This is a genomic window from Hydrogenophaga borbori, from assembly GCF_003417535.1.
Classification (GTDB): Bacteria; Pseudomonadota; Gammaproteobacteria; order Burkholderiales; family Burkholderiaceae_C; genus Hydrogenophaga; species Hydrogenophaga borbori.
Genome location: NZ_QVLS01000010.1, coordinates 207,018 through 230,977 on the forward strand (window position 1 = coordinate 207,018; position 23,960 = coordinate 230,977).

The window sequence follows — 23,960 nt, forward strand, 5'->3', positions numbered from 1 at the left end:
CCATGAGCGCCTCGCTCGCGGGCGGCGCCGAAGCCATCTGGCAGGCGGTGGTGCCCGACCTGCCCGGCTTCACGGTCGAGGTGCTGGAAGAGATCGACTCCACCAACACCGAGCTCATGCGCCGCGCGCGCACCGCGCCGCTGGACCCGGTGCTGCTGGTGGCCGAGCGCCAGACCGCCGGGCGCGGCCGGCTGGGACGTGGCTGGCACAGCCGGCCCGGCCAGTCGCTCACGTTTTCGCTCGGCCTGTCGCTGGCGCCGCGCAGCTGGTCGGGCCTGTCGCTCGCGGTGGGCCTGGTGCTGGCCGAGCAACTGCACCCGGACGTGCGCATCAAGTGGCCGAACGACCTCTGGCTCATGGGCCGCAAGCTCGGCGGCATCCTGGTCGAAACGGCGGGCCAGGCCGACGACCGCGAAGGGCCGCGCTCGGTGGTGATCGGCGCGGGCATCAACGTCGCGCGACCGGCCGAGTCGGCGCTCGCCGGCGCACCCGCCAGCCCCATGGGCGGCGTGCCGCCGGCCGGGCTGGCCGAGGTGGAGGTGGGCGTGACCCCCGCCGAGCTGCTGCCCCGGCTGGTGCCGCCGCTGGTGCGCGAGGTGCTGAGGTTCGCCAGCGAAGGTTTTGCACCGTTCGCCGCGCGCTACGCGGCGCGCGACGCGCTGAAGGACCGCGAGCTGCGCCTGAGCGATGGCAGCACCGGCAGCGCCTGCGGCGTGGCCGAGGACGGCGCGCTGCTGGTGCGCGTGAACGGCCAGCTGCGCCGCGTGGACAGTGCGGAAGTGAGCGTGCGCCCATGTTGAGGTGGACGATCGCCGTGCTGCTGGCGGCCAACAGCCTGTATTTCGCCTGGACGCAGGGCCATCTCGCCGCCATCGGTTTCCCGCCGACCAGCGAGCCGCGCGAACCGCAGCGCCTGACGCAGCAGATCGCGCCCGAGAACGTGCGCCTGCTCAATGGGCCGCGCGGCGCCGAGCCGCCTACCGCGCCGGCGCCCGCGCCCGAGTCCGCCGTCCCGGCCCACCCCCCGGTGGCCGCAGCGCCGGCGGCCGTGGAGGCGCCGCCCCCCACGGCCCCGGCGGCGCTCGCGGCCACGCCGGCCGCCGCCACACCGGCCGCGGCCAATGAGCCGCGCGCCTGCTGGCAAGCCAGCGGATTCAGCCCCGAGCAGGCCGAGCTGCTGCGCGCCGAGCTGCGCCTGCTCAGCCTGGGCGGTGGCGACTGGCAGCTCACCGAAACCCGCAGTCCCGGGCGCTGGATCGTCTACATGGGGCGCTACGACAGCGCCGAACAGGCCAGCCGCAAGAAGGCCGAGCTGCGCGCCATGGGCGTGGAATTCCGCGACGTCAACACCAACGGCCTGGCGCCCGGCATCGCGCTGGGCACGTTCTCCAGCGAGGAAGCGGCGCGCGAAGGGCTGCAGCTGGCCGAGCGGCGCAACGTGCGCACGGCCCGCGTGGTGCAGGAACGCGCCGAGAGCCTGAGCTATTCGCTGCGCCTGCCGGCCATCGGCGAGACCGTTCGCGCGCGCATCGAGGCACTGGGCCCGGCCATGGCGGGCCGCAGCCTGCAACGCTGCAACTGACGCCTCCGATCCGGCGTGTGGAACCCGGTGGTGTTCAGCGGCGGCGGCGCGATGCCCGCGCCACGCCCAGGCCCCACAGCGCCAGCCCCAGGCCCCACCAGGCCCCCAAGGCACCGCCCCCGCCACCCGTGACCGGCGGCGCGGGTGGGGCCACCGCACGCACGATGACGGCGTCGCTGCCGGTGTCGCCATTGCTGTCGGTGACCTTGAGCCGGAACACCCAACGGCCCTCCACGGCGGGCAATTGCACGCCGGTCACGGACTGGGTGTTGTTGGGGATGGCGACGGCGGTGGAGCCGCTGTCCTGGGTCCATTGGTAGCCCGTGAGGGTCGCCGGCGCGAGCGCCACGCTGGCCTGGCCATCGAGCGTGACAAAGGCACCCGGAGCCACGACATTCACCGCCTGGATCACGGCGGCAGGGCCCGTGGCCAGTTGCAGGGACCGGTCCGCGTCGAGCAGGCCGGCGCCGCAGGTGGTGGCGGTGCACTGGCATACCCCACTGTTGGCCGGGCCGCAGGCCAGCCCGCCCGCCGGGGTGTGTGACCGCACGCCGGCCTGCATGCGCTCCATCAGCGCTTGCGGGGTGAGGTGGGGGTTGAGGGCGAGCATGAGGCTGGCCACGCCGGCGGCCTGGGGCGCGGCGAAGCTGGTGCCCTTTTTGTAGCCGTAGGTGTCGCCGCCCGGCGCGGGCGCGCTCAGACCGGAGTTCGTGGTCGAGTAGAGGTTGTCCGGGTCCAGGGGCGTGGTGCCCGAGCCGCCCGGCGCGGCCAAGGCCACGTTGGCCCCGAAGTTGGAATAGTCCGCCTTGGCGCCGTCGCGCTGCACCGAAGCCACGGCCATCACCCCCTCGCAGTCGGCCGGGCGCGTGAGCGGGCCCGATTCGTTGCCCGCGGCCACCACCAGCAAGGCGCCCGCCGCCCGCACGTCGTCCACGGTGGTTTGGTACGCCGGGCTGCAGGCCGAGCTGCCACTGAAACTCAGGTTGATCACGCGCGCCGGCGTGGGATTGGCCGGCACCCCGGCCACCGGCAGGCCGGCGGCCCAGCGCACGCCATCGAGCAGGTCGGACACCAGGGCGCCGCACTTGCCCGACACCCGCACGGGCAGGATGCGCGCCTGCCAGTTCAGGCCCGCCACCCCGATGCCGTTGTCGGTCGCCGCGGCGATCTGGCCGGCGATGAAGGTGCCGTGCCAGGAACTGAAGCCCAGCTCGCAGCCCGAGAACAGCGGGTTGTTGAGGTCGCTGGGGTAGATCCAGTCGCCGGGGTCGCTCGCATCGGCGTCCCGGCCGTTGCCGTCGTTGGCCACCTGCAATTCGCTCACGAAGTCGTACCCCGCGAGCAGCTTGCCGGCCAGGTCGGGGTGGCCAAAGCGCACGCCGCTGTCCACCACGGCCACGACCGTGGAACTGAGTCCGGTGCCGAGATCCCACGCGGGCGGCAGGTTGAGCCCCGCCGGTTCGCCGTCGCCCGGGCCGCGCAGGTGCCACTGCAAGCCGTAGTTCGCGTCGTTGGGCACCAACTGCGGGCGCACGAGCACATTGGGCTCGACCCAGGCCACGTCCGGGTGCAGGCGCACGCGGCGCAGGGCGTCGGCCAGCGCGCGGCCCTGCATCGGGCGGTCAAAGCGCAGCAGCGCCGCACGACCCGCCTCGCCGACGGAGGCGGCGCGCACGCCGGTGTCGCGCGCCAGCCGCTCGGTTTGTTCGCGCGAACGCTGGGTCGCCCGTTGCCAGGCGCCGGCCAGCCGGGCCTCGCGGTCGGCCCAGGGGCCGCGGTCGGTTTCCTCGCGGCTCAGCGGATTGGCGCCGTCGCGGTAGCCGACGATGAGGCCAAAGGCCGGGGCATCGCCAGGGGCCGCCGGCTGCGCGGCCAAGGCGTTGCCCAAGGCCAGAGCGACCAGGGCCAGGACATATCCGCGCAACAGCTTTGAAACCATGGCGGGGTTGTAGCACGCGGGCCCGCCAAATCCACGGCGCTTCCGACCGGGCCCATGCGGAGTTACCCCAGAAGGAATTTGCAAATCCTTTTCATCACATGGCCGACGCCATCCTTTGGCCGTCGAACCAGGCCAGGGCCTCGTTCCACAAGGGCTGGGCGCGCGGGCGGAAGTAGCCCATGTGCCCGATGGGACCCAGGCCGTCGCGGCGCGAGTCCAGGGTCACGGCCTTCACGGGCGCGTTGCGGTACCCGGCCATGAAGGCGTCTCGCGAGACCGGTGGCGCCCAGGCATCGTCGAGCGCATTGACCGCCACGATCGGAAAGCGCACGGCGTCGAAGCGCGCGGTCACCTCGCGCATCTGCGGGTCGTCGAAGAAGTAGCGCGGGAAGCGGCACCAGTGGCGCCACTGGCGGTAGACGTCGATCGGCAGGTCCTCGCCCATGCCGAGCTTGCTCCAGGGCAGGTAGCCGGCCAGGCGCGTGGCCACGGGACCGATGAGGTTCCACATGATCTGCACGCGCAGGCGCTCAAGCGGCGGCATCCAGCCGTGCCAGCCGGCGCCGGTGGCGAAGGTGTAGGCCGCGTCCACGTGCTCCGGGTGCGGCAGCAGGCCCAGGGCGTGGCCGCCGTAGGAATGGCCCACCAGCCACAGCGGCACGCCGGGCGCGCGCATGGCGGCCACGGCGGCGGCCAGGTCAAGCCGGCCCCAGTCGAGGTAGTCCATGCGAAAGCCCTTGAGGCTGTTGGGCGCCGAGCGGCCGATGCCGCGGTAGTCGAGCGTGAGCACATCGACGCCCTGCGCGGCCACGTGCTGCGCGAAGCGCTTGTAGAAGCCCTGGGGCACCGCCGTGGCGCCGCCCACCACGAGGTGCGCGCGCGGCGGCGTCGGACCACGGTAACGATGGGCCGCCAGCGGGTAGCCGTCGGCGGCGTGCAGGGTCAGGGACTCGATGCGCACGGCATCGGCGGTCGCGCGGTCCTGGTGGGCGGGGTTCATGGCGGTGGCTCCTGAAGTGGGTCGCAGAACGGACTGGCCGACAGCAAGGCCAGCAGGGTGTCGGCGGCGCGCTGCATGGGCTCGATGCTGTGCGCCACGCGCGACTGCAGCAGACCGCCTTCGTAGGCGGCGACGATGAGCGCGGCCAGGCCCTGGGCGCGCTCGGCGGGCAGGCCGGCACCGGCCAGGCCCTGGGCGATGCGCTCGCGCACGCGCCCGAAGGCGCGCGCCAGGGCCTCGCGCAGGGCGCGGTCCTCGGGTCCGGATTCCAGCGCCACCGTGGCGAGTGGACAGCCGGCCTCGAAGCCGGTCTCCTGCAGGCGGGCGGTGGCGCCCGCGATCCAGCGGCGCATGGCCAGCAGCGGGTCGGGCGTGCCGGCGAGCAGCTTGTCCAGGCCGGTGGTCATGCGCCCCACCACCTGGTCGATGGCGGCCACGGCCAGCTCGGTCTTGCCGCCCGGGAAATGGTGGTAGAGCACGCCCTTGGGCGCCTGGGCCGCCCGCAGCAGCTCGGTCAGGCCGATGCCGTGCAGGCCGCGCCGGCGCAGGGCGTCGGTCATGGCGGCGATGAGGCGCTCGCGGGCGGGCTCGACAGGCGGTGGGGCGGGCATGCCGGGCATTGTCTAGACCGATCGGTCTAGCGTCAATGACGCGGCGGGCCCGAGTGGTCGTCTGGGCGACCCTGGGAGAGGGAGGGAGGCGGCGGGGACAATGCCGGCTTGGGCGCGCCGCTTGCCCGCACCGCCAAAACCGCCGCCATGAACTCCACCGCTTACCTCTACCTCGGCATCGCCATCGTGGCCGAGGTCGCCGCCACCACCGCGCTCAAATCCTCGGCGGGTTTCAGCCGGCTCTGGCCCAGCGTGGCCGTGGTGGTCGGTTATGCCGTGGCCTTCTACTTTCTGGCGCTGACCCTGAAAACCTTGCCCACGGGCATCGCCTATGCCATCTGGTCGGGCGTTGGCATCGTGCTGATCTCGCTGCTGGGCTGGCTGGTCCACCGGCAGACGCTGGACCTGCCCGCGCTGCTGGGCATGGGGCTGGTCATGGCGGGGGTGCTGGTGATCAACCTGTTCTCCAAGAGCGCCCCGCATTGAGGCCGGTCGCGCCCCAATGAAAAGGCGCCCGAAGGCGCCTTTGCAGCGGAGGGCACGCGGGCCTTACTTGGCCACCACGCGCGCCATTTCCAGGCACTTGTTGGAGTAGCCCCATTCGTTGTCGTACCAGCTCACCACCTTGATGAAGGTGCCGTCGAGCGCGATGCCGGCGTCGGCGTCGAAAATCGAGGTGCGGGCATCGCCGCGGAAGTCGGTGGCCACGACCTTGTCCTCGGTGTAGCCCAGCACGCCCTTGAGCTTGCCTTCGCTCTGCGCCTTCATCTCGGCGCAGATCTCGGCGTAGGTGGCCGCGCTGTTGAGCTCCACCGTCAGGTCGACCACGGACACGTCGCTGGTCGGCACGCGGAAGGACATGCCGGTGAGCTTTTTGTTGAGCTCGGGGATCACCACGCCCACCGCCTTGGCCGCGCCGGTGCTGCTGGGGATGATGTTCTCCAGGATGCCGCGGCCGCCGCGCCAGTCCTTGTTGCTGGGGCCGTCCACGGTCTTCTGGGTGGCGGTGGCGGCGTGCACGGTGGTCATCAGGCCGCGCTTGATGCCCCACTTGTCGTTGAGCACCTTGGCCACGGGGGCCAGGCAGTTGGTGGTGCAGCTGGCGTTGCTGATGATGGCCTGGCCGGCGTAGGTCTCGTGGTTCACGCCGTAGACGAACATGGGGGTGTCGTCCTTGGAGGGGGCGGACATGATGACCTTCTTGGCGCCCGCGGCCAGGTGCTTCTCGGCGCCGGCCTTGTCCAGGAAGATGCCGGTGGACTCGATCACCACGTCGGCGCCGACCTCGCCCCACTTGAGCTCGGCCGGGTCTTTCACCGCGGTCAGGCGGATCTTCTTGCCATTCACGATGAGGTTCGAGCCCTCGACTTTCACGTCGCCGTCGAAGCGGCCGTGCACGCTGTCGTACTTGAGCATGTAGGCCAGGTAGTCGGGCTCGAGCAGGTCGTTGATGGCGACCACCTCGATGTCCTTGAAGTTGGCGACCGCCGCGCGGAACACCATGCGCCCGATGCGCCCGAAACCGTTGATACCGACCTTGATCGTCATGCTGTCATCTCCAGGGGTTGATTCGGAAAAACCGGAAAAGGATCACTGCCCAGCGAGCACGGCGCGCACCGTGTCCGCCACGTTCTGCTCGGTGAAGCCGAAGTGCTTGAACAGCACCGGCGCGGGCGCCGACTCGCCGTAGGTGTCGATGCCGACCACGGCGCACACGCCGTACTTCCACCAGAAATCGGTGACGCCCATCTCGACCGCGATGCGCGGCAGGCCGGCGGGCAGCACCGCCTTCTTGTAGGCGGCGGCCTGGCGGTCGAAGCGGGTGGTGCTGGGCATGGACACCACGCGCACCGCGATGCCGTGCTCCTTGGCCAGCAGCGCCTGCGCCTTGAGCGCGAGCTGCACCTCGGAACCGGTGGCGATGATCACCGCCTGGGCCTTCTTCTTGCCGGCGGGCTCGGCCAGCACGTAGGCGCCCTTGGCGATGTCGCCCAGGCCGTCCTTGGGCAGGTAGGGCAGGTTCTGGCGCGACAGCAGCAGCGCCGTGGGCCGGTCGCGGTTCTCGAGCGCCACGGTCCAGGCGACGGCGGTTTCCGCGGTGTCGGCGGGGCGCCAGACGTCCAGGCCCGGGATCAGGCGCAGGCTGGCGGCGTGCTCGATCGACTGGTGCGTGGGGCCGTCCTCGCCCAGGCCGATGGAGTCGTGCGTGAAGACGTGGACCACGCGCTGCTTCATCAGCGCGGCCATGCGGATGGCGTTGCGCGAATAGTCGCTGAAGGTGAGGAAGGTGCCGCCGTAGGGGATGTAGCCACCGTGCAGGGCCACGCCGTTCATGATGGCGGCCATGCCGAACTCGCGCACGCCGTAGTTGATGTGGCGGCCCAGGCGGCCGGCCTCGTCGCGCACCACATTGCCAGCGATGTCCAGTCGCAGCGGCGGCGTGGACTGGGTGTTGGTGAGGTTGGAGCCGGTGAGGTCGGCGCTGCCGCCCAGCAGTTCGGGCAGCGCGGCGGTGAAGTGCTCCAGCGCAAGCTGGCTGGCCTTGCGGCTGGCCACGGTCTCGGCCTTGGCGTGGGCCTGGCGGGCCGCGGCGGCGGCCAGCGCGGCGAAGTCCTTCGGCAGCTCGCCCTTCATGCGGCGCTCGAACTCGGCGGCCAGTTCGGGGTGGGCGGCGCGGTAGGCGCGAAAACGCGCGGTCCAGTCGGCCTCGGCCTCGGCGCCGGCGGCTTTCGCGTCCCAGGCGGCGTAGACCTCGTCGGGCACCACGAAGGGCGCGTGCGGCCAGCCCAGGGCCTCGCGCGTGAGCTGGATCTCGTCGGCGCCCAGCGGCTCGCCGTGCGCCTTGGCGGTGTTGGCGCGGTTCGGGCTGCCCTTGCCGATGTGCGTCTTGCAGACGATCAGCGTGGGCTGCTCGGGGTGGCGGCGCGCCTGGGCGATGGCCTGGTCCACCGCGTCCGCGTCGTGGCCGTCGATGGGGCCGATGACGTTCCAGCCGCAGGCCACGAAGCGCAGGGCGGTGTTGTCGATGAACCAGGGCGTGACCTTGCCGTCGATGGAGATGCCGTTGTCGTCGTACAGCGCGATGAGCTTGTTGAGCTTCCAGGCGCCGGCCAGGGCCACGGCCTCGTGGCTGATGCCCTCCATGAGGCAACCGTCGCCCAGGAACACGTAGGTGTGGTGGTCGACGACGGTGTGGCCGGGGCGGTTGAACTCGGCGGCCAGCAGCTTCTCCGCCAGGGCCATGCCCACGGCGTTGGTGATGCCCTGGCCCAGCGGGCCGGTGGTGGTTTCCACGCCGGGGGTGATGCCCACCTCGGGGTGGCCTGCCGTCTTGCTGTGCAGCTGGCGGAAGTGCTTCAGCTCCTGCATGGGCAGCGCGTAGCCCGTGAGGTGCAGCAGCGAGTAGATGAGCATGGAGCCGTGCCCGTTGGACAGCACGAAGCGGTCGCGGTCGGCCCAGTGCGGGTTCACCGGGTTGTGCTTGAGGTGGCGGCCCCACAGCGCGACGGCCATGTCGGCCATGCCCATGGGCGCGCCGGGGTGGCCTGAGTTGGCGGCCTGCACGGCGTCCATCGCCAGAGCGCGGATGGCGTTGGCCATGACCAGGGGAGAGACGGTGACGACGGCGGAGTCGCTCATGAAGACCTCGGGTGGGGTGGGGGCGCGGCGTGGGCGCGTCGCGCGCCGCCCAGCCTGGGGAAAACCCCGGATTTTAGCGACTGGGTCCGTGCCGGCCGCTTGCGCGGGGGGTATCGCCCCTGGCGGCGGGGCGCGCGGCCCGCCGTACGATGGCCGCCCACCCGTGCCCATGACCGATCTGCCCTCCCCCGCGCTGCTGGCGATCTTCGCCAGCGCGGCGCTGGTCGTGTGGTGGGCCGGCGTGCGGCTCACCCAGGCCACCGACCGGCTGGACCAGGCCTTCGGCTGGGGCGAAGAGATGGGCGGGCTGGTGCTGCTGGCGCTGGTGACCAACCTGCCCGAGATCGCTATCACCGCCAGCGCCGCGCTGGGCGGGCGCGTCGAGGTGGCCGTGGCCAACCTGCTGGGCGGCGTGGCCATCCAGACCCTGCTGCTGGCGCTGTTCGACGCCGTGGGCCACCGCGGCGCGGTGCCGCTGTCCACCCGCGTGGCCTCGCCCCAGGCACTGGCCGAGGCGCTGATGGTGATGGCGCTGCTGGCCCTGGTGCTGCTGGGCCACTGGCTGCCGGCCGGCGCCATCCGTTTCGGCGTCACGCCGGACGGCGCGCTGACCGTGCTCGCCTGGCTGGGAGGCCTGCTGCTGGTGCGCCGGCTCAGCCAACACCCCTCGGCCGCGCCCCGCCGCCCCCGCCGCCGCCCGTCGGACGGCCTGCGCGGCGCGGTCCTGCTGTTCACCGCCGGTGCCGCGCTCACGCTCATCGGCGGCGTCCTGCTGGAGCGCAGCGGCGACGCCCTGGCCCGGCGCTGGGGCATCGACGGCGTGCTGTTCGGCGCCACCGCGCTCGCCGCGTCCACCGCCCTGCCCGAAATCGCCTCCGGTCTGGCCGCGATGCGGCGCCACGAGCCCGCGCTGGCGGTGAGCGACATCCTGGGCGGCAACGCCCTGCTGCCCGTGCTGCTGGTGCTGGCCACGGCGCTGGCCGGCCAGGCCGTGATGCCTGGCGCCAGCGCCGAAACGCTGTACGTCACCGCCCTGGGCCTGCTGATGACCGGCGTGGTGGCGGCCGGCCTGCTGTGGCGCCCGCGCCGCAAGCGCCTGGGCATGGGACCGGACAGTTGGGCGCTGCTGTTGGTCTATGCGGCGGGCATGGCCGGCCTGTTCGCCCTGGCCGGCCGCTGAGCCGCCGCGGGGCGGCTACAGTCGAGGCCTAGCCCCTTCACCATGGCCCACCCTGCCCACGCCATCCTCCTGGCCGCCGGCCGCGGCAACCGCATGCGGCCGCTGACCGACCAGTTGCCCAAGCCGCTGCTGGTCGTGCATGGCAAGCCGCTGCTGCAATGGCATGTGGACGCCCTGGCCGAAGCCGGCTGCGCCGACCTGGTGATCAACACCGCCTGGCTCGGCGAGCAGATCCCCGCGCATTTCGGCCCGTACCCGCGCAGCAGCGAAGGCCTGGCGCTGGACATTGCCTACTCCGCCGAAGGCGAGGACTTCGGCTACGCGCTGGAGACCGCTGGCGGCATCGCGCGCGCGCTGCCGCTGCTGGACGAGGTGTTCTGGGTCGTCGCGGGCGATGTCTTTGCGCCCGGCTTCCCCTTCGCCCCCGACGCGCTGGAGCGCTTCGCGCGGGGCGACCGCCTGGCCCACCTGTGGCTGGTGTCCAACCCCGAACACAACCCCCGCGGCGACTTCGGCCTGAGCCCCGAGGGCCTGGCACTCAACCTCGGGGCAGGCGCCGACGCCCCGCGCCACACCTACAGCACCATCGGCCTGTACCGGCGCGCGCTGTTCGAGACCCCGTGGTTCGACATTCCGCCCGGCAACCCGCAGGGCCGCGCCGAGCCGCTGGCGCCGCTGCTGCGCCGGGCCATGGACGCCGGCCGCGTGAGCGCCGAGCTGTACCCGGGGCCCTGGACGGATGTGGGGACGCCCCAGCGCCTGGCCGAGTTGAACCGGCAGCACCCCCCACACCCCCCGGCGGCGCGGGCCGCGCCCCCCCAAGGGCGCTGATCCGGCGGCGGGCGGGCGGCGCCGGATCGCCTCTGGACCCGCGCCCCGGCGCTTGCCGCCACAATGGCGCGATGGACGCCTCGACCCACTTCCGCCTCTACGCCGAGCGCCGCGCGCGCCTGGCCTCGCAACTCGGCCCCGGTGGCATCGCCATCGTGCCCACCGCGCTGGAACGTCCGCGCAACCGAGACACCGACTTCATCTACCGGCACGACAGCTACTTCTACTACCTGAGCGGCTTCGCCGAGCCGCAGGCCTGGCTGTTGATCACCGCCGAGGGCCGCACCACGCTGTTTTGCCAACCCAAGGACCTGGAGCGCGAGATCTGGGATGGCATCCGCCTGGGCCCCGAGGCCGCGCCGGCCGCGCTGGGCGTGGACGAGGCCTTCTCCGTCGCCGAACTCGACCAGCGCCTGCCACGGCTGCTGGAGAACCGCGCGGTGGTCTGGTATCCCTTCGCCACCCACGCGGGGCTGGAAGGCCGCATCGATGGCTGGCTGCAGAAGGTGCGCGCGCGCGTGCGCTACGGTGCCCTGTGCCCCGAAAGCCAGCGCGACCTGTGCACCCCGCTCGACGAGATGCGCCTGGTGAAGGACGCGCACGAGCTGGACATCATGCGCCGCGCCTCGCGCATCAGCGCGCGCGGTCACATCCGCGCCATGCAGCGCAGCGCCGCCATGCTGCGCGCCGGCCAGGACGTGCGCGAGTACCACCTCGACGCCGAGCTGCTGCACGAGTTCCGCCAGGGCGGCTCGCAGTACCCGGCCTACGGCAGCATCGTGGCGGCCGGCGCCAACGCCTGCATCCTCCACTACCGCGCCGACGCCGCGCCCATCCGCGACGGCGAGCTGGTGCTGATCGACGCCGGCTGCGAGCTCGACGGCTACGCCAGCGACATCACGCGCACCTTCCCCGCCAATGGCCGCTTCACCGGTCCGCAGCGCGCGGTCTATGAACTGGTGCTGGCCAGCCAGGACGCCGCCGTCGCCGCCACCCGGTCCGGCGCGCGTTTCGTCGGCCCGCACGAGGCCACCGTCAAGGTGCTCGCCCAAGGCCTGCTCGACCTGGGCCTGCTCGACAGGAACAAAGTCGGCACGGTGGACGACGTGATCGCCCAGCGCGCGTATTTCCCGTTCTACATGCACCGCACCGGCCACTGGCTGGGCATGGATGTGCACGATTGCGGCAGCTACGTCGAGCCGTCCGAGGTCGGCCAGGTCAGTGAGCGCCAGGACCCGCTGTCCGGCGAGACCATCAAGGACCGCCCCAGCCGCATCCTGCGCCCGGGCATGGTGCTCACCATCGAGCCGGGGCTGTACATCCGCCCCGCCGAAGGCGTGCCCGAACGCTTCTGGAACATCGGCATCCGCATCGAGGACGACGCCGTGGTCACCGAGACCGGCTGCGAGCTGATCACCCGCGACGTGCCGGTGGCGCCGGATGCCATCGAGGCGCTGATGCGGGGCTGAGCCGACTACTGCAGCGTGCGGTGCTCCGGCAGGAGGGGCATCAGCCCGGCGGCGGGCACCGCGGCGCCGCCCAGTTCCAGCAGCCAGCGCGAACTCAGCCGGCCCAGCAACACCCGCATGGGCCGCGACAGCGCCGGGTGCTGCGCCAGTTCGGTGAGGTTGCTCACCACCTTGCCGACCATCAGTTCGCGCTGGCACACCGGACCGCTGTGCTGGGCGCAACCGGTCATGAGCGCGAGCGTGCCGGCCAGCAGCGCCTCGACGGGCGGCAGGCTGTATTCCTCGTCGGCGTGGGTCGGAAAGGGCGGCTTCATGGGGTGCTCCGGCGGTGACAGGCCGGTCATCATATGAGAACAATTCTCATTTGCAAAATGCACCTCCCTTGCCCCCACCGGCGATGGGCCCACAATCCCCCGGCCGCAACAACGACAAGGAGAGTCACATGAAAGGCGACAAGAAAGTGATTGCCCACCTTCAGGCGCAACTGAAGAACGAGCTGACGGCGATCAACCAGTACTTCGTGCACTACCGCATGCTCAAACACTGGGGCCTGGACAAGCTCGCGGGCAAGGAATACGAGGAATCGATCGGCGAGATGAAGCACGCCGACAAGCTGATGGACCGCATCTTCATGCTCGACGGCCTGCCCAACCTGCAGGACCTGGGCAAGCTCGGCATCGGCGAGGACGTGCCCGAGATCCTGCGCTGCGACCTCGCGCTCGAGCAAGGCGCGCAGGCCACCATCAAGGAAGGCATCGCGCACTGCGAGGCCGTGCGCGACTACGTCTCGCGCGACCTGCTCCAGACCATCCTGGACGACACCGAGGAACACATCGACTTCCTGGAGACGCAGATCGAGCTGGTCGAGAAGGTCGGCCTGCAGAACTACCTGCAGAGCCAGATGGGCTCGGTGAGCTGAGGCGACGCAGGGGAGAAGCCGCCCGTCGGGTGGCTTTCAAGAGGGCTTGCACAATGAATGCGATCTATTATCATTTGCAGGAGTTTCTTGGTACCCAACCCCATGATCGTCTGCGTTTGCCACCGTGTCAGTGACAAGACCATCGCCCAGTGCGCCCGGTCCGGCATGGCGTTCGACGACATCCAGCTCGAACTCGGCGTGGCCACACAGTGCGGCCAGTGCGAAGGCTGCGCGCGCTCGGTCTTTGCCGAATGCGCCCCGGGCCAAGTCGTGGCCCACCTGCAGCGACAGACCGCCGAACAGGCCCGCCAGGCCGAACGCGCCTGAGCCTGCTCGCCCGCCCTGGGCGAGCCCATTCCCCCCTTTCCAGTCACAAGCCCTTCACCCGGGACGCCCTGTGTGCGCCCCCGGGTTTCCGCGTGCCCGACTTAGAATGCGAATTCGCCTTTCGCATGGCAAAAATCAAGGCCGGAGACGTGCATGACCGCATCGAACAACCCTGAGGACAAACGCGCCGAACTGCGCCGCGCCGCGCTGCAGTACCACGAGCAGCCCCTGCCCGGCAAAGTGGCCATTGCCGCCACCAAGCCCCTGTCGAATCAGCGCGACCTGGCCCTGGCCTATTCGCCCGGCGTGGCGGCCCCCTGCGAAGAAATCGTGGCCGACCCGGTCAACGCCTTCAAGTACACCGCGCGCGGCAACCTCGTGGCGGTCATCACCAACGGCACGGCCGTGCTGGGCCTGGGCGACATCGGCCCGCTCGCCGCCAAGCCGGTGATGGAAGGCAAAGGCGTGCTGTTCAAGAAGTTCTCGGGCATCGACGTCTTCGACATCGAGATCAACGAAAAGGACCCGGACAAGCTGGTTGAGGTCATCGCCGCGCTGGAGCCCACCTTCGGCGGCATCAACCTCGAGGACATCAAGGCACCCGATTGCTTTTACGTCGAGCGCAAGCTGCGCGAGCGCATGAAGATCCCGGTCTTCCACGACGACCAGCACGGCACCGCCATCGTCGTCGGCGCGGCCATCCTCAACGGCCTGAAGGTGGTGGGCAAGGACCTCAAGGCGGTCAAGCTGGTGACCTCGGGCGCCGGCGCCGCCGCCCTCGCCTGCCTGGGCCTGCTGGTCAAGCTGGGCCTGCCGCGCGAGAACATCTGGGTGACCGACCTGGCTGGTGTGGTCTACGAGGGCCGCACCGAGCTGATGGACGAGGACAAGGTGCAGTTCGCACAGAAGACCAGCGCACGCACCTTGGCCGAGGTCGTCGCGGGCGCGGACATCTTCCTGGGCCTGTCGGCCGGCGGGGTGCTCAAGCCCGAGATGGTCAAGTCCATGGCGGCCCAGCCGATCATCCTGGCGCTGGCCAATCCGAACCCCGAAATCCTGCCGGAGGACGTGAAGGCCGTGCGCGACGACGCCATCATGGCCACCGGCCGCACGGACTACCCGAACCAGGTCAATAACGTCCTCTGCTTCCCGTACATCTTCCGCGGTGCGCTCGACTCGGGCGCCACCACCATCACGGACGAGATGGAGATCGCCTCGGTGCACGCCATCGCCGAGCTGGCGCAGGCCGAGCAGAGCGAGGTCGTGGCCGCCGCGTACGCGGGCGAGAAGCTGGCCTTCGGCCCCGAATACCTGATCCCCAAGCCCTTCGACCCGCGGCTGATGATCAAGATCGCGCCCGCGGTGGCGCAGGCCGCGGCCGACAGCGGTGTGGCCTTGCGCCCCATCGCGGACATGGCCGCCTACCGAGAGAAGCTGCAGGGCTTCGTGTTCGCCTCCGGCACCGTCATGCGGCCCATCTTCTCGGCCGCCAAGCTGGCGCAGCGCAAGCGCGTGGCCTACGCCGAAGGCGAAGAGGAACGCGTGCTGCGCGCTTGCCAGATCGTGGTGGATGAAGGCCTGGCGCGGCCCACGCTGATCGGCCGCCCGGCCATCATTGCCCAGCGCATCGAGAAGTTCGGCCTGCGTCTGAAGGAGGGGCTGGACTATGACGTGGTCAACGTCGAGCAGGACCACCGCTACCGCGACTTCTGGCAGACCTATCACCGCATGACCGAACGCAAGGGCGTCACCCAGCAGCTCGCCAAGATCGAGATGCGCCGCCGCCTCACGCTCATCGGCACCATGCTGCTGCACAAGGGCGAGGTCGACGGCCTGATCTGCGGCACCTGGGGCACCACCCAAGGCCACTTGCACTACATCGACCAGGTCATCGGCAAACGCGCGGGCGGCAGTCCCAGCACCGCGCAGGACGTGCGCGTGTATGCCTGCATGAACGGGCTGATGCTGCCGGGTCGCCAGGTCTTCCTCGTCGACACGCACGTCAACCACGACCCCACGCCCGAGGAGCTCTGCGAGATCACGGTCATGGCGGCCGAAGAGATGCTGCGCTTCGGCATCCAGCCCAAGGCCGCCTTGCTATCGCACTCCAGCTTCGGCTCCTCCAACGAGCCCTCGGCCGTCAAGATGCGCCGCACGCTCGACCTGCTGCGCGAGCAGGCACCCTGGTTGGAAGTGGACGGCGAGATGCACGGCGACGTGGCGCTGGACCCGGTCGCGCGCGCCGCGCTCATGCCCAATTCCACCCTCAAAGGCGTGGCCAACCTGCTGGTGCTGCCGAACATCGACGCGGCCAATATCGCCTACAACCTGCTGAAGACGGCGGCCGGCGGCAACATCGCTATCGGCCCGGTGCTGCTCGGCGCCGCTCAGCCGGTGCACATCCTGACGCCCAGCGCCACCGTGCGCCGCATCGTCAACATGACGGCCCTGACCGTGGCGGATGCCAACGTGGCACGTTAGGGCGTTCAGGCAAAGCGGGCGCTAACTTTTTTTGACGGTTTTCGCCCCGCCGACTGCCTGTTTTTTAGGCAGTCGCTTGCGTTTTGGCGCCGGTTAGGGCACACTCTCGCGCTTGAATTCAGGGTTAACCCCAGGGCATTGGCCCAGGGTTGACCCGCATCAGGAGCAAGCCAACCTCATGGATTTGCGGCGGGTACGCCAGCACTGGGGCAGGGGAAAAGCCGGCTTATTTGCGGCTGTCGCGGCCACCGTGGTCGCCAGCGCAAGCACCTTTTTGGTGCAGGCCCGCGGCCCCGAGTCCTCCGTCCTCGCCCCTGCCGCGTCCATGTCGGTATCGGCCCTGCCTACGCAGGGTCAGCAGGTTCTGGGCCAGATCCGCCAGGGTGGGCCCTTTCGCTACGAAAAAGACGGCACGGTCTTCTTCAACCGCGAGGGCCTGCTGCCCAGGGAACAGCGGGGGTACTACCGGGAATACACCGTACCCACTCCGGGTTTGAACCACCGGGGAGCGCGGCGTATTGTGTGTGGCGGCGCGCAACCCGCCGTACCTGATGCCTGCTATTACACCGAGGACCACTACTCGAGCTTCAAGCGCATCGTGCAGTGAACCTCCGAAGATCGATCGGTATTTCAACCTTTGACTGTGAAAGAGACGCGGAGATGGACACGCCACTTCGTAATGTGCGACCCAACATCGTTCAGTCGATTCGCGCCTATGGCGTGAAAGACCTGCAAGCGGCGGCCGAGTACCTCGGCCACCACTTCCTCTACGCCAACCTGGCCAAGGCGCAGAGCAAGCAGGATGTGCTGGAGTTGATCGCCGCCCAATACACCTTGCCGGCGCACTTCGGCAAGAACTTCGATGCGCTGTACGACTGCATGACCGACATGGTCCACAAGTCCGGCCCGCAGACCGGTTTCATCGTGGTGCTTGAGCACATCCCGGCGCACAGCAAGTTTGACAAGGAAGCGCGCGAGCAGCTGCTCGACATTTTCCGCGACGCCGCCGACTACTGGAGCGACCGCAAGATCCCGTTCCGCTGCTTCTATTCCTTTTCGGTGGCGCGCAGCCCCAAGGGCGAGGAGCCGATCGAAGTGCAGAACGAGGAGCCCATGCCGACGGACAAGATCCTCGACGTGAGCCCGCAAGCGCTGCGCATGAGCAGCCCGTTCAACGCCGGGTACTGGCTCGCCGCGGCGTAACCCGGGCGCTCCCCGCCGCGCCTGCGGCGCATCCCCTCACAGGGGACGGAGCCGACGGACCGGCAGGGCCGGACCCTTGGCACCACAGGAAGGCCGCGACACCCGTCGCGGCCTTTTTCATGCCTGCGTGGCTTGAGCCAGCGCCACGTACTCGGCCACCGGCACTTCTTCGGCCCTTCTCTGCAGATCGAAGTTGCCGCCGGCCTGGCGCTGCTCCAGCCACTTGCCCAGGGTGTGGCGCAGCAGCTTGCGACGCTGGCTGAAGGCGACCTGCACCAGCTCGGCCAAGTGCCTCCGATCGAGAACCGGTGGCTCGGCCAAGGGCAACATGCGCACCACGGCGCTGTCGACGCGCGGCGGCGGATCGAAGGCCTCGGGCGGCACGAACAGCACGTTTTCCATGGCGTAGCGCCACTGCAGCATCACCGACAGGCGCCCGTAGTCGGCCGTGGCGGGCGCGGCGACCATGCGGTCGATGACCTCCTTCTGCAGCATGAAGTGCTGGTCCTGCACGGCCGCGACGTGCTCGAGCAGGTGAAAGAGGATGGGCGTGGAGATGTTGTAGGGCAGGTTGCCGACCACCCGCAAGGGGCCGGACGCGGACGCGCGCAGGGCGCTGAAATCCACCTGGAGCACGTCGGACTCGACCACGTCGAGCTGACCGTGGTCGCGCAGCCGCGCCGCGAGATCGCGGTCGAGTTCGATCACCGTCAAGCGGCCGAGCCGCTCCACCAGCGGCTGCGTGAGCGCCGCCAGGCCCGGGCCGATCTCGACCATGGGCTGGCCCGGGCGCGGATCGATCGCGCGCACGATGGCGTCGATGACGCCGGTGTCGGTGAGGAAGTGCTGCCCGAAGCGCTTGCGCGCGATGTGCTTCACGGCTGCGGGTCTTCGCGCATCTCGACGTAGGCGCGCGAGCGCACGTCGCGCGCCCACAGCGCCAGCGCCTCGTCCATCTTCTGCTCGCGCACGACCATGCGCAGGCGCTCGCGCTGCTGCTTTTCGTCGAGTTGCACGTTGCGGCGCTCGTCGACGCGAATGAGGTGCACGCCGAAGCGCGAGACGATGGGCTCGGACACCTCGCCCGGGCGCAGGCGGTTCATGGCCTCTTCGAACTCGGGCACGAACTGGCCGGGCAGGGCCCAGCCCAGGCTGCCGCCGTTGGCGGCCGAACCGTCCTGGCTGTTCTCGCGCGCCAGCGTTTCGAAATTCGCCGTGCCGGCCGCGATGCGCTGGCGGAAATCGCTCAGGCGCGCGATGGCGGCCTCGGGCGTGAGCTGCGCGCTCGGCCGCAGCAGGATATGGCTGGCGCGCGTCTGCGTCACGCTCATGGAGGGCATGCCGGCCTGGCGCTTGTCGTTCACCTTGAGCACGTGAAACCCGGCCGGGCTGCGCAGCGGGCCGGCGATGGCGCCCGGCGCCAGATTGCGCGTGCTGCTCACGAAAAGATCGGGCAGCCGGCTGGCCGCGCGCCAGCCGAACTCGCCGCCGTTGACGCGCTCGGCGGCGTCGGAGAATTCGCGCGCGAGCGCGGCGAAGTCCTCGCCAGCGCGGGCGCGCTCGGCCACGCGCTGCGCGCGCGCCTGGCGCTCGGCCACCAAGGCCTCGCTGGCGTTCTCGGGCACCAGCACCAGCACGTGGCTGAGGTTGAGCTCGAGGTTCTCGACGCCGCTGCTGCCCTTCTGCTCGCGCAGGTATTCGTCGATGTCGGCGTCGGTCACGCGCACGCGCGAATCGACTTCGCGGTCGCGCAGGCGCTGCAGCAACTGCTGCTGGCGCAGCTCCTCGCGGAAGCGGTTGATGTCGTAGCCGTCGGCGCGCAGCCGGCGGCGGAACTCTTCGTGGCTCAGGCTGTTCTGGGCGGCGATGTTCTGCTCGGCCTGGTCGATCTCGGCGTCGCTCACGCGCAGTCCGCTTTCGCGGGCCAGGTGCAGCTGCGCGCGCTCGTTGATGAGCTGCTCGACCACCTGGCGCAACAGCACCTCGCGCGGCGGGGCGTTGGTGATGTTGCGCTGCGCGATGGTCTGCTCGACCTGGCGCAGGCGCTGGCGCACCTCGTGGTTGGTGACGGGCTCGGAATTGACCAGGGCGACGATGTAGTCGGCCGTGCGGTTGCCCGCGGCGGGCGCGGTGGCCGAGGGCAGGGTGAGGCCGCCCGGGGTGCGCAGGGTCTGGGCCGGCACGGCGGCGGACCACAGCAGGGCCAGGCCCAGGGCAAGAGCGGTCAGGAAGGGGCGGTCAGTCATAACGTTGGAACCGGCTCGGCGGGTTGATTTCTTCGCGCAGGTATTGGTAGCGCGGTACGTTGTCCCTGAGGGTCTGCAGCGGGTTGGAGCCGAGGCGCGTGAAGCCCGTGAATTCGAGCTGGAACAGGATGCGTTGGTTCGCCGAGGCCGCGCTGCGCTGGAGCCTTTCGAGCACCACGCGCCCGATCCAGCAGCCGGCATCGTACTCAAAGCCCGCCACCAGATCGACGATCTTGCGGTCGGGCACGCTGTAGTTGACGCGGCCCACGCCATACCACTGGCCGGGGCCGAGGGCCTGGCCGGGCACGGCCTCGGGGCTGCGGCCGAAGATGCCGCTCAGCGGCCACTGCCAGCCGATGTCGAACTGCTCGGAGGCGCCGCGCTGCAGGCGCCAGGCGGCGCTGAGCACGCGGTAGGGCCCGGGCGTGTAGCGCGCGCTCACGGTGGTGCGCACGGACTCGTTGCTGCTCGGGTTGTACTGGAAGGTGGTGTCGAACAGCCAGCGCGGCGTCCACTGCACGCGCGCGGCCAGCAGCACGTCGCTGAACCGCTCCTGCACGGGGGTGCCGCCGGGCAGCGTGACGTCCTGGTCGGCCAGCAGGTAGCGCTGCGCGATGCCCAGGCGCACGATCTCGGCGCCGGTGCCGGGGTCGAGCAGGCGCGAGCTCACGCCCAGGGTGACGCCACGCGTATCGGAGATGCGGTCGTTGCCGGTGAAGACGTTGTCGGAGTAGATGGTCGCGAGGTTGAAGTCGGTCGCGGCCGAGTCGTAGTTGGGCAGGAAGCTCTGGTCGCGGTACGGCGTCCAGGTGAAGTAGGCGCGCGGCTCCAGGGTCTGCAGGAAGGCGCGGCCGAAGTAGCTGGCGTCGCGCTCGAACACCAGGCCGCTGTCCAGGCTGACGGTGGGCACGGCGCGCGAGGCGCTGCGCTGGCCGTTGGCCAGCGGCTGGTCGAAGTTGTACTGCGTGCTGTGCAGCCGCGCGCGCGGCTCGATGAACCAGCCCGGCGTCTGGAAGCGGTGGCTGATGGTCGCGACGGCCATCGCGCGCTCGCCGTTGGGCTGGCCGGTGAGCAAGGGATCGGACTCGAAGCGCGTGTACTCGCCGTAGAGCGACACCGCGCCCCGGCCCGACAGGCCGCCCCAGTTCAGGTCGCTCAGACCGTAGTTCAGGCCCAGCGAGGGCAGGCGGTCGTAGGGCGGCGTGATCGGCGTCTCGATGTCCTGCAGCGTCTGCCAGGTGTAGACGCCGGCCGAGGCCGACCAGGGGCCTCGGCCCCAGCTGAGCACGGCGTCGCTGGGCAGCAGGCGCTGGGTCAGCGTGGCCGAGGCGCGCGGGAAGTCGCGCCAGTAGTTGTCGTCGCTCACCCGGTTGAGGTTGAGCGACAGGCCGGAGCTGCCGCCGCCGCCCAGGCGGTTGAGGGCGTTGGTGAGGGTCTGCGTGTGCTGCAGCGTGTAGCTCCAGCGGTCCTCGCCGCGCAGGCGGTCGGAGGGCATGAACGAGCCGCGCAGGCGACCGGTGTAGTCGGGCTGCAGGTAGCGGAACTCGGCGCCGATGTCGATCCCGCGCTTGGTCATCAGCGTGGGGAAAAGCGTCAGGTCGTAGTTCGGCGCCAGGTTGAGGTAATAGGGCAGCGTGAGCTCGAAGCCACTCAGGTTGTCCAGGTTGATGGCCGGCGGCAGCAGGCCCGACTTGCGCTCGTCGCTCAGCGGGAAGGTGAAGTAGGGCGCCCCCAGGATGGGCACGCCCTTGAATTCGAGCGCGCCGCCATAGGCCGTGCCGACCTGCTCCACGTTGTCGAACTCGATGCGGTTGGCGCGCACCAGCCAGGCCGGCATCCAGTCGGCGCCCGGCACGCGCGGGCAGGTGCTGTAGCGGGCCTGGTGCGCGGTGGAATGGTCCTGGTCCTGGAAGTCCATGCGCGCGGCGTCGCCGCGGCCGTTGTTGTTGAGCAGCTCGAACTGCGGCTGGTCGAAGTAGCCCTTGAAGGTGTCCACGTTGAGCCGCAGCTCGGGGCCCATGAACCGGTCGCCGCTGCGGTTGACGAGCACATTGCCCTCGGCGTGGGCCTCGCGCGTGCCGTCGTCGAAGCTCAGGCGGTCGGCGCGGATCACGGTGTCGTGGCGGCGCAGCTCGGCCTCGCCCTCGACGGTGGTGGACTCGCCGGTGTGGCCTTCGATGCGCTGGCCGGAGACGAACGTGGGCGTCTGGCTGCGCACGTCGGCCGGCAACTGCTCCTGCAGACGCAGGCTGGGGCGCAGCGTGAGGCCCTTGTCCTGCGCCTGTGCGGCGCTGGCCAGGCAGGCGCCGACCACCGCCACGGCCACCGGCGCGAGCGCGTACCGGACGGGGGAACGAGACGGAAGGGTGCGGCGTTTCAAGATCGGGCCCGGCGGCGTTCGGGCCGCGCACGCTGGCGTTGGAGGCGTTTGTAGAATCCGCCGGATTATTCCACGGGGCCCGTCGCGGGCCTGGCGCCCAGCCCCCCCACCTCCCCCAACCATGACCCCGCCGCCGACGACCGTCGCGTGGGCCGACCCGCAGCGCGAGGCGGCCTTCCATACCTGGCTCGCGCCGCTGGCGCGCCAACACCACCTGCTCCCCGCCAGCCTGCGCCCGGCCTCGGCCGACGCGAGCTTTCGCCGCTACCTGCGGCTGGACGACGCGGCCGGCGGCAGCGCGATCGTGATGGACGCGCCGCCCGACAAGGAAAACAGCGAGCCCTTCGTGCGCATCGCCGAGCTGATGCGCGCGGCCGGCCTGCGCGTGCCGCAGGTGCTCGATTGGGATCGGGCCCACGGCTTCCTGCTGCTCGACGACCTGGGCACGCAGACCATGCTGGACGTCATCGACGCCGCGCAGCCCCAGGCCAACGCGGACCTCTACCGCGACGCCCTGGCCGCCTTGCTGCCCTGGCAGCAGGCCAGCCGCCCCGGCGTGCTGCCGCCCTACGACGAGGCCGTGCTGCGCCGCGAACTGCAACTCTTCCCCGACTGGTACCTCGGACAACACAAGGGCATCACCCTGGACGACAGCCAGCAACAGGTGCTGCACAAGACCTTCGACCTGATCGTGGCCCGCGTGCTGGCCATGCCCACGGTCTACGTGCACCGCGACTTCATGCCGCGCAACCTCATGGTGCTGCGCGAACGCGGCGACACGCCGGCCACGCAGCTTGGCGTGCTCGATTTCCAGGACGCGCTGCACGGCCCCATCGCCTACGACATCGCCAGCCTCATGCGCGACGCCTTCCTCAGCTGGGAGGAAGACTTCGTCATCGATGTCACCGTGCGTTACTGGGAACAGGCGCGCAAGCTCGGTCTCATGGATTTCGAGGACTGGCACGCCGACTTCGGCGCCTTCTACCGCGCGGTGGAGTGGATGGGCCTGCAGCGCCACCTCAAGGTCGCGGGCATCTTCGCGCGCCTCACGCTGCGCGACGGCAAGCCCAAGTACCTGGCCGATGCGCCGCGCTTCATCGCCTACATCCGCGCCACCGCCCACCGCTACCGCGAACTGGCGCCGCTGCTGCGCCTGATCGACGGGGTGGAAGGCCTGCAGGCGGCCAGCGGCTGGTCCTTCGGCAGGGCATGAGGCCATTGCCGCGCGGCGCCGCTGGGTGAGTCCGCTTCTCGCACCGCGAAGGGTTCACATGCCACGCTTTTTCTGCGACGCGGCGCTCGCCCCCGGGGCCGAGCTCGCGCTGCCCCCGGGCGCCGCGCGCCATGTGCAGGTGCTGCGCCTGCAGCCGGGCGAGGAAATCACCCTGTTCAACGGCGAGGGCGGCCAGTGGTCGGCGCGCATCGCGCGCATGGGTCGCAGCGAGGTCGCGGTGCGCGTGGAGGCGCACGAGGCCACCGAGCGCGAGGCGGCGCGCGAGGTCACGCTGGCCATCGGCATGCCCGCCAACGAGCGCATGGACTGGCTGGTGGAGAAGGCCACCGAGCTGGGCGTGGCGCGGCTCGCGCCGCTGCACACGCAGCACGGCGTGCTGCGCCTGTCGGGCGAGCGCGCACTGAAAAAGCAGGCGCACTGGCGGGCCATCGCGCAGGCCTCCTGCGAGCAGTGCGGCCGCAACCGCGTGCCCACCATCGAACCGGTGCGCGACTTCGCGGCGTTCCTGCGCGAGGCCGCTGGCGCGCGCGTGGTGCTCTCGCTGGCCGAGGGCGGCGCGCCCGCGCCCCAGGCGCTGCGCGGCGAGGCGCCGCTCACGGTGCTGATCGGCCCCGAAGGCGGCTTGAGCGCCGCCGAGGATGCGCAGGCCCGTGCGGCGGGCTTCGCCCCCACGCACCTGGGCGCGCGCGTGCTGCGCGCCGAGACCGCGGCCCTGGCGGCGCTGACGCTCGCGCTCGCCTGAGCCCGCGCGCGGCCCGGCTCAGGCCGCCCGAGGCGCCAGCCGGAACACCGCCACCGCCTGGCTGAGGCGCTCGGCCTGCTCCTTCAGGCTCTGGGCGGCGGCCGCGCTCTGCTCCACCAGCGCCGCGTTCTGCTGCGTCATCTGGTCCAGCTGGTTCACCGCCACGTTCACCTGCCC

Annotated in this window: 21 protein-coding genes and 2 pseudogenes; 13 read left to right on the forward strand and 10 right to left on the reverse strand. The window is 70.6% G+C overall.

Annotated elements, in window-relative coordinates; genetic code table 11:
* The first annotated feature begins 2 nt into the window (after positions 1–2).
* Together DY262_RS16110 and DY262_RS16115 are read left to right on the forward strand one after the other, a co-directional pair.
* On the forward strand, positions 3–800 hold the full coding sequence (locus DY262_RS16110) for a biotin--[acetyl-CoA-carboxylase] ligase (protein ID WP_116960112.1): 798 nt from the start codon (positions 3–5) through the stop codon (positions 798–800).
* Positions 794–1,582, forward strand: a complete 789-nt coding sequence (locus DY262_RS16115; protein ID WP_116960113.1) for an SPOR domain-containing protein — start codon at positions 794–796, stop codon at positions 1,580–1,582. Before DY262_RS16110 ends, DY262_RS16115 begins: the two co-directional genes overlap by 7 nt.
* Before the next feature lie 34 nt (positions 1,583–1,616).
* On the opposite strand, the gene DY262_RS16120 is transcribed toward DY262_RS16115, so the two are convergent.
* From DY262_RS16120 to DY262_RS16130, 3 genes are all read right to left on the reverse strand, one after another.
* On the reverse strand, positions 1,617–3,521 hold the full coding sequence (locus tag DY262_RS16120) for a S8 family peptidase (protein WP_147326251.1): 1,905 nt from the start codon (positions 3,519–3,521) through the stop codon (positions 1,617–1,619).
* Positions 3,522–3,615: 94 nt separating this feature from the next.
* Positions 3,616–4,521: an alpha/beta hydrolase family protein gene (locus DY262_RS16125; protein WP_116960115.1), complete on the reverse strand. Its 906-nt coding sequence runs from the start codon at positions 4,519–4,521 to the stop codon at positions 3,616–3,618.
* Positions 4,518–5,132 carry a TetR/AcrR family transcriptional regulator gene (locus DY262_RS16130; RefSeq protein ID WP_245981049.1) on the reverse strand — a complete coding sequence of 205 codons (615 nt, stop codon included), beginning with the start codon at positions 5,130–5,132 and terminating at the stop codon, positions 4,518–4,520. The genes DY262_RS16125 and DY262_RS16130 overlap by 4 nt, the downstream gene beginning before the upstream one ends.
* 147 nt (positions 5,133–5,279) lie before the next feature.
* Here DY262_RS16130 and DY262_RS16135 point away from each other — a divergent pair, with 147 nt between their 5' ends.
* Positions 5,280–5,618 (forward strand): SMR family transporter, encoded by a 339-nt coding sequence (locus DY262_RS16135; RefSeq protein WP_116960151.1) that lies wholly within the window; start codon positions 5,280–5,282, stop codon positions 5,616–5,618.
* A 63-nt stretch (positions 5,619–5,681) separates the two neighbouring features.
* On the opposite strand, the gene gap is transcribed toward DY262_RS16135, so the two are convergent.
* Both gap and tkt read right to left on the reverse strand, forming a co-directional pair.
* Positions 5,682–6,680 (reverse strand): type I glyceraldehyde-3-phosphate dehydrogenase, encoded by a 999-nt coding sequence (gene gap / locus DY262_RS16140; RefSeq protein WP_116960117.1) that lies wholly within the window; start codon positions 6,678–6,680, stop codon positions 5,682–5,684.
* 42 nt (positions 6,681–6,722) lie between these two features.
* A complete protein-coding gene (gene tkt / locus DY262_RS16145) occupies positions 6,723–8,771 on the reverse strand; it encodes a transketolase (RefSeq protein WP_181936536.1) in 2,049 nt (682 codons plus the stop codon).
* A gap of 169 nt (positions 8,772–8,940) precedes the next feature.
* On the opposite strand from tkt, the gene DY262_RS16150 reads away from it, so the two are divergent.
* The 3 genes from DY262_RS16150 to DY262_RS16160 all read left to right on the forward strand — a co-directional run bounded on the left by DY262_RS16150 (position 8,941) and on the right by DY262_RS16160 (position 12,251).
* Positions 8,941–9,951, forward strand: a complete 1,011-nt coding sequence (locus tag DY262_RS16150) for a sodium:calcium antiporter (protein WP_116960119.1) — start codon at positions 8,941–8,943, stop codon at positions 9,949–9,951.
* Positions 9,952–9,993: 42 nt separating this feature from the next.
* Positions 9,994–10,782, forward strand: a complete 789-nt coding sequence (locus tag DY262_RS16155; protein WP_116960120.1) for a nucleotidyltransferase family protein — start codon at positions 9,994–9,996, stop codon at positions 10,780–10,782.
* Positions 10,783–10,853: 71 nt separating this feature from the next.
* A complete protein-coding gene (locus DY262_RS16160) occupies positions 10,854–12,251 on the forward strand; it encodes an aminopeptidase P N-terminal domain-containing protein (RefSeq protein WP_116960121.1) in 1,398 nt (465 codons plus the stop codon).
* Positions 12,252–12,256: 5 nt separating this feature from the next.
* On the opposite strand, the gene DY262_RS16165 is transcribed toward DY262_RS16160, so the two are convergent.
* Positions 12,257–12,565 carry a hypothetical protein gene (locus tag DY262_RS16165; RefSeq protein ID WP_147326252.1) on the reverse strand — a complete coding sequence of 103 codons (309 nt, stop codon included), beginning with the start codon at positions 12,563–12,565 and terminating at the stop codon, positions 12,257–12,259.
* A gap of 128 nt (positions 12,566–12,693) precedes the next feature.
* Here DY262_RS16165 and bfr point away from each other — a divergent pair, with 128 nt between their 5' ends.
* The 5 genes and pseudogenes from bfr to DY262_RS16190 form a co-directional block, all read left to right on the forward strand.
* Positions 12,694–13,170: a bacterioferritin gene (gene bfr, locus DY262_RS16170; protein WP_116960123.1), complete on the forward strand. Its 477-nt coding sequence runs from the start codon at positions 12,694–12,696 to the stop codon at positions 13,168–13,170.
* Positions 13,171–13,272: 102 nt separating this feature from the next.
* Positions 13,273–13,497: a (2Fe-2S)-binding protein gene (locus tag DY262_RS16175; protein ID WP_116960124.1), complete on the forward strand. Its 225-nt coding sequence runs from the start codon at positions 13,273–13,275 to the stop codon at positions 13,495–13,497.
* A 153-nt stretch (positions 13,498–13,650) separates the two neighbouring features.
* Complete coding sequence (locus DY262_RS16180) at positions 13,651–15,978, forward strand: NADP-dependent malic enzyme (RefSeq protein ID WP_116960125.1); 2,328 nt, start codon at positions 13,651–13,653, stop codon at positions 15,976–15,978.
* A 178-nt stretch (positions 15,979–16,156) separates the two neighbouring features.
* Complete coding sequence (locus DY262_RS16185; RefSeq protein ID WP_116960126.1) at positions 16,157–16,585, forward strand: guanyl-specific ribonuclease; 429 nt, start codon at positions 16,157–16,159, stop codon at positions 16,583–16,585.
* A gap of 53 nt (positions 16,586–16,638) precedes the next feature.
* Positions 16,639–17,034, forward strand: a pseudogene (locus tag DY262_RS16190) (barstar family protein); the annotation flags it as partial.
* A gap of 264 nt (positions 17,035–17,298) precedes the next feature.
* On the opposite strand, the gene rsmA reads toward DY262_RS16190, so the two are convergent.
* Genes rsmA through DY262_RS16205 form a run of 3 tightly spaced genes read right to left on the reverse strand, consistent with a single transcriptional unit; the run spans position 17,299 to position 21,807 of the window.
* On the reverse strand, positions 17,299–18,060 hold the full coding sequence (gene rsmA, locus DY262_RS16195; RefSeq protein ID WP_116960127.1) for a 16S rRNA (adenine(1518)-N(6)/adenine(1519)-N(6))-dimethyltransferase RsmA: 762 nt from the start codon (positions 18,058–18,060) through the stop codon (positions 17,299–17,301).
* Positions 18,057–19,427, reverse strand: coding sequence for a peptidylprolyl isomerase (locus DY262_RS16200; protein ID WP_116960128.1), 1,371 nt, complete (start codon positions 19,425–19,427; stop codon positions 18,057–18,059). The genes rsmA and DY262_RS16200 overlap by 4 nt, the downstream gene beginning before the upstream one ends.
* The gene (locus tag DY262_RS16205) at positions 19,420–21,807 is read right to left on the reverse strand and encodes an LPS-assembly protein LptD (RefSeq protein ID WP_116960129.1); all 2,388 of its coding nucleotides are present in this window, start codon (positions 21,805–21,807) and stop codon (positions 19,420–19,422) included. Before DY262_RS16205 ends, DY262_RS16200 begins: the two co-directional genes overlap by 8 nt.
* A 121-nt stretch (positions 21,808–21,928) precedes the next feature.
* Here DY262_RS16205 and DY262_RS16210 point away from each other — a divergent pair, with 121 nt between their 5' ends.
* Both DY262_RS16210 and DY262_RS16215 read left to right on the forward strand, forming a co-directional pair.
* A complete protein-coding gene (locus DY262_RS16210; protein ID WP_116960130.1) occupies positions 21,929–23,020 on the forward strand; it encodes an aminoglycoside phosphotransferase family protein in 1,092 nt (363 codons plus the stop codon).
* A 58-nt stretch (positions 23,021–23,078) separates the two neighbouring features.
* Positions 23,079–23,783, forward strand: coding sequence for a 16S rRNA (uracil(1498)-N(3))-methyltransferase (locus DY262_RS16215; protein ID WP_116960131.1), 705 nt, complete (start codon positions 23,079–23,081; stop codon positions 23,781–23,783).
* An 18-nt stretch (positions 23,784–23,801) separates the two neighbouring features.
* Here DY262_RS16215 and DY262_RS22045 read toward each other — a convergent pair.
* Positions 23,802–23,960, reverse strand: a pseudogene (locus DY262_RS22045) (methyl-accepting chemotaxis protein); the annotation flags it as partial.

Coding starts and splice junctions, on each gene's coding strand:
- DY262_RS16215 (WP_116960131.1), top strand. CDS start 23,079: ATGCCACGCTTTTTCTGCGACGCGGCGCTCGCCCCCGGGGCCGAGCTC.
- DY262_RS16135 (WP_116960151.1), top strand. CDS start 5,280: ATGAACTCCACCGCTTACCTCTACCTCGGCATCGCCATCGTGGCCGAG.
- gap (WP_116960117.1), bottom strand. CDS start 6,680: ATGACGATCAAGGTCGGTATCAACGGTTTCGGGCGCATCGGGCGCATG.
- DY262_RS16175 (WP_116960124.1), top strand. CDS start 13,273: ATGATCGTCTGCGTTTGCCACCGTGTCAGTGACAAGACCATCGCCCAG.
- DY262_RS16185 (WP_116960126.1), top strand. CDS start 16,157: ATGGATTTGCGGCGGGTACGCCAGCACTGGGGCAGGGGAAAAGCCGGC.
- DY262_RS16210 (WP_116960130.1), top strand. CDS start 21,929: ATGACCCCGCCGCCGACGACCGTCGCGTGGGCCGACCCGCAGCGCGAG.
- DY262_RS16200 (WP_116960128.1), bottom strand. CDS start 19,427: ATGACTGACCGCCCCTTCCTGACCGCTCTTGCCCTGGGCCTGGCCCTG.
- bfr (WP_116960123.1), top strand. CDS start 12,694: ATGAAAGGCGACAAGAAAGTGATTGCCCACCTTCAGGCGCAACTGAAG.
- DY262_RS16155 (WP_116960120.1), top strand. CDS start 9,994: ATGGCCCACCCTGCCCACGCCATCCTCCTGGCCGCCGGCCGCGGCAAC.
- tkt (WP_181936536.1), bottom strand. CDS start 8,771: ATGAGCGACTCCGCCGTCGTCACCGTCTCTCCCCTGGTCATGGCCAAC.
- DY262_RS16125 (WP_116960115.1), bottom strand. CDS start 4,521: ATGAACCCCGCCCACCAGGACCGCGCGACCGCCGATGCCGTGCGCATC.
- DY262_RS16115 (WP_116960113.1), top strand. CDS start 794: ATGTTGAGGTGGACGATCGCCGTGCTGCTGGCGGCCAACAGCCTGTAT.
- DY262_RS16160 (WP_116960121.1), top strand. CDS start 10,854: ATGGACGCCTCGACCCACTTCCGCCTCTACGCCGAGCGCCGCGCGCGC.
- DY262_RS16165 (WP_147326252.1), bottom strand. CDS start 12,565: ATGAAGCCGCCCTTTCCGACCCACGCCGACGAGGAATACAGCCTGCCG.
- DY262_RS16120 (WP_147326251.1), bottom strand. CDS start 3,521: ATGGTTTCAAAGCTGTTGCGCGGATATGTCCTGGCCCTGGTCGCTCTG.
- DY262_RS16110 (WP_116960112.1), top strand. CDS start 3: ATGAGCGCCTCGCTCGCGGGCGGCGCCGAAGCCATCTGGCAGGCGGTG.
- DY262_RS16130 (WP_245981049.1), bottom strand. CDS start 5,132: ATGCCCGCCCCACCGCCTGTCGAGCCCGCCCGCGAGCGCCTCATCGCC.
- DY262_RS16180 (WP_116960125.1), top strand. CDS start 13,651: ATGACCGCATCGAACAACCCTGAGGACAAACGCGCCGAACTGCGCCGC.
- DY262_RS16150 (WP_116960119.1), top strand. CDS start 8,941: ATGACCGATCTGCCCTCCCCCGCGCTGCTGGCGATCTTCGCCAGCGCG.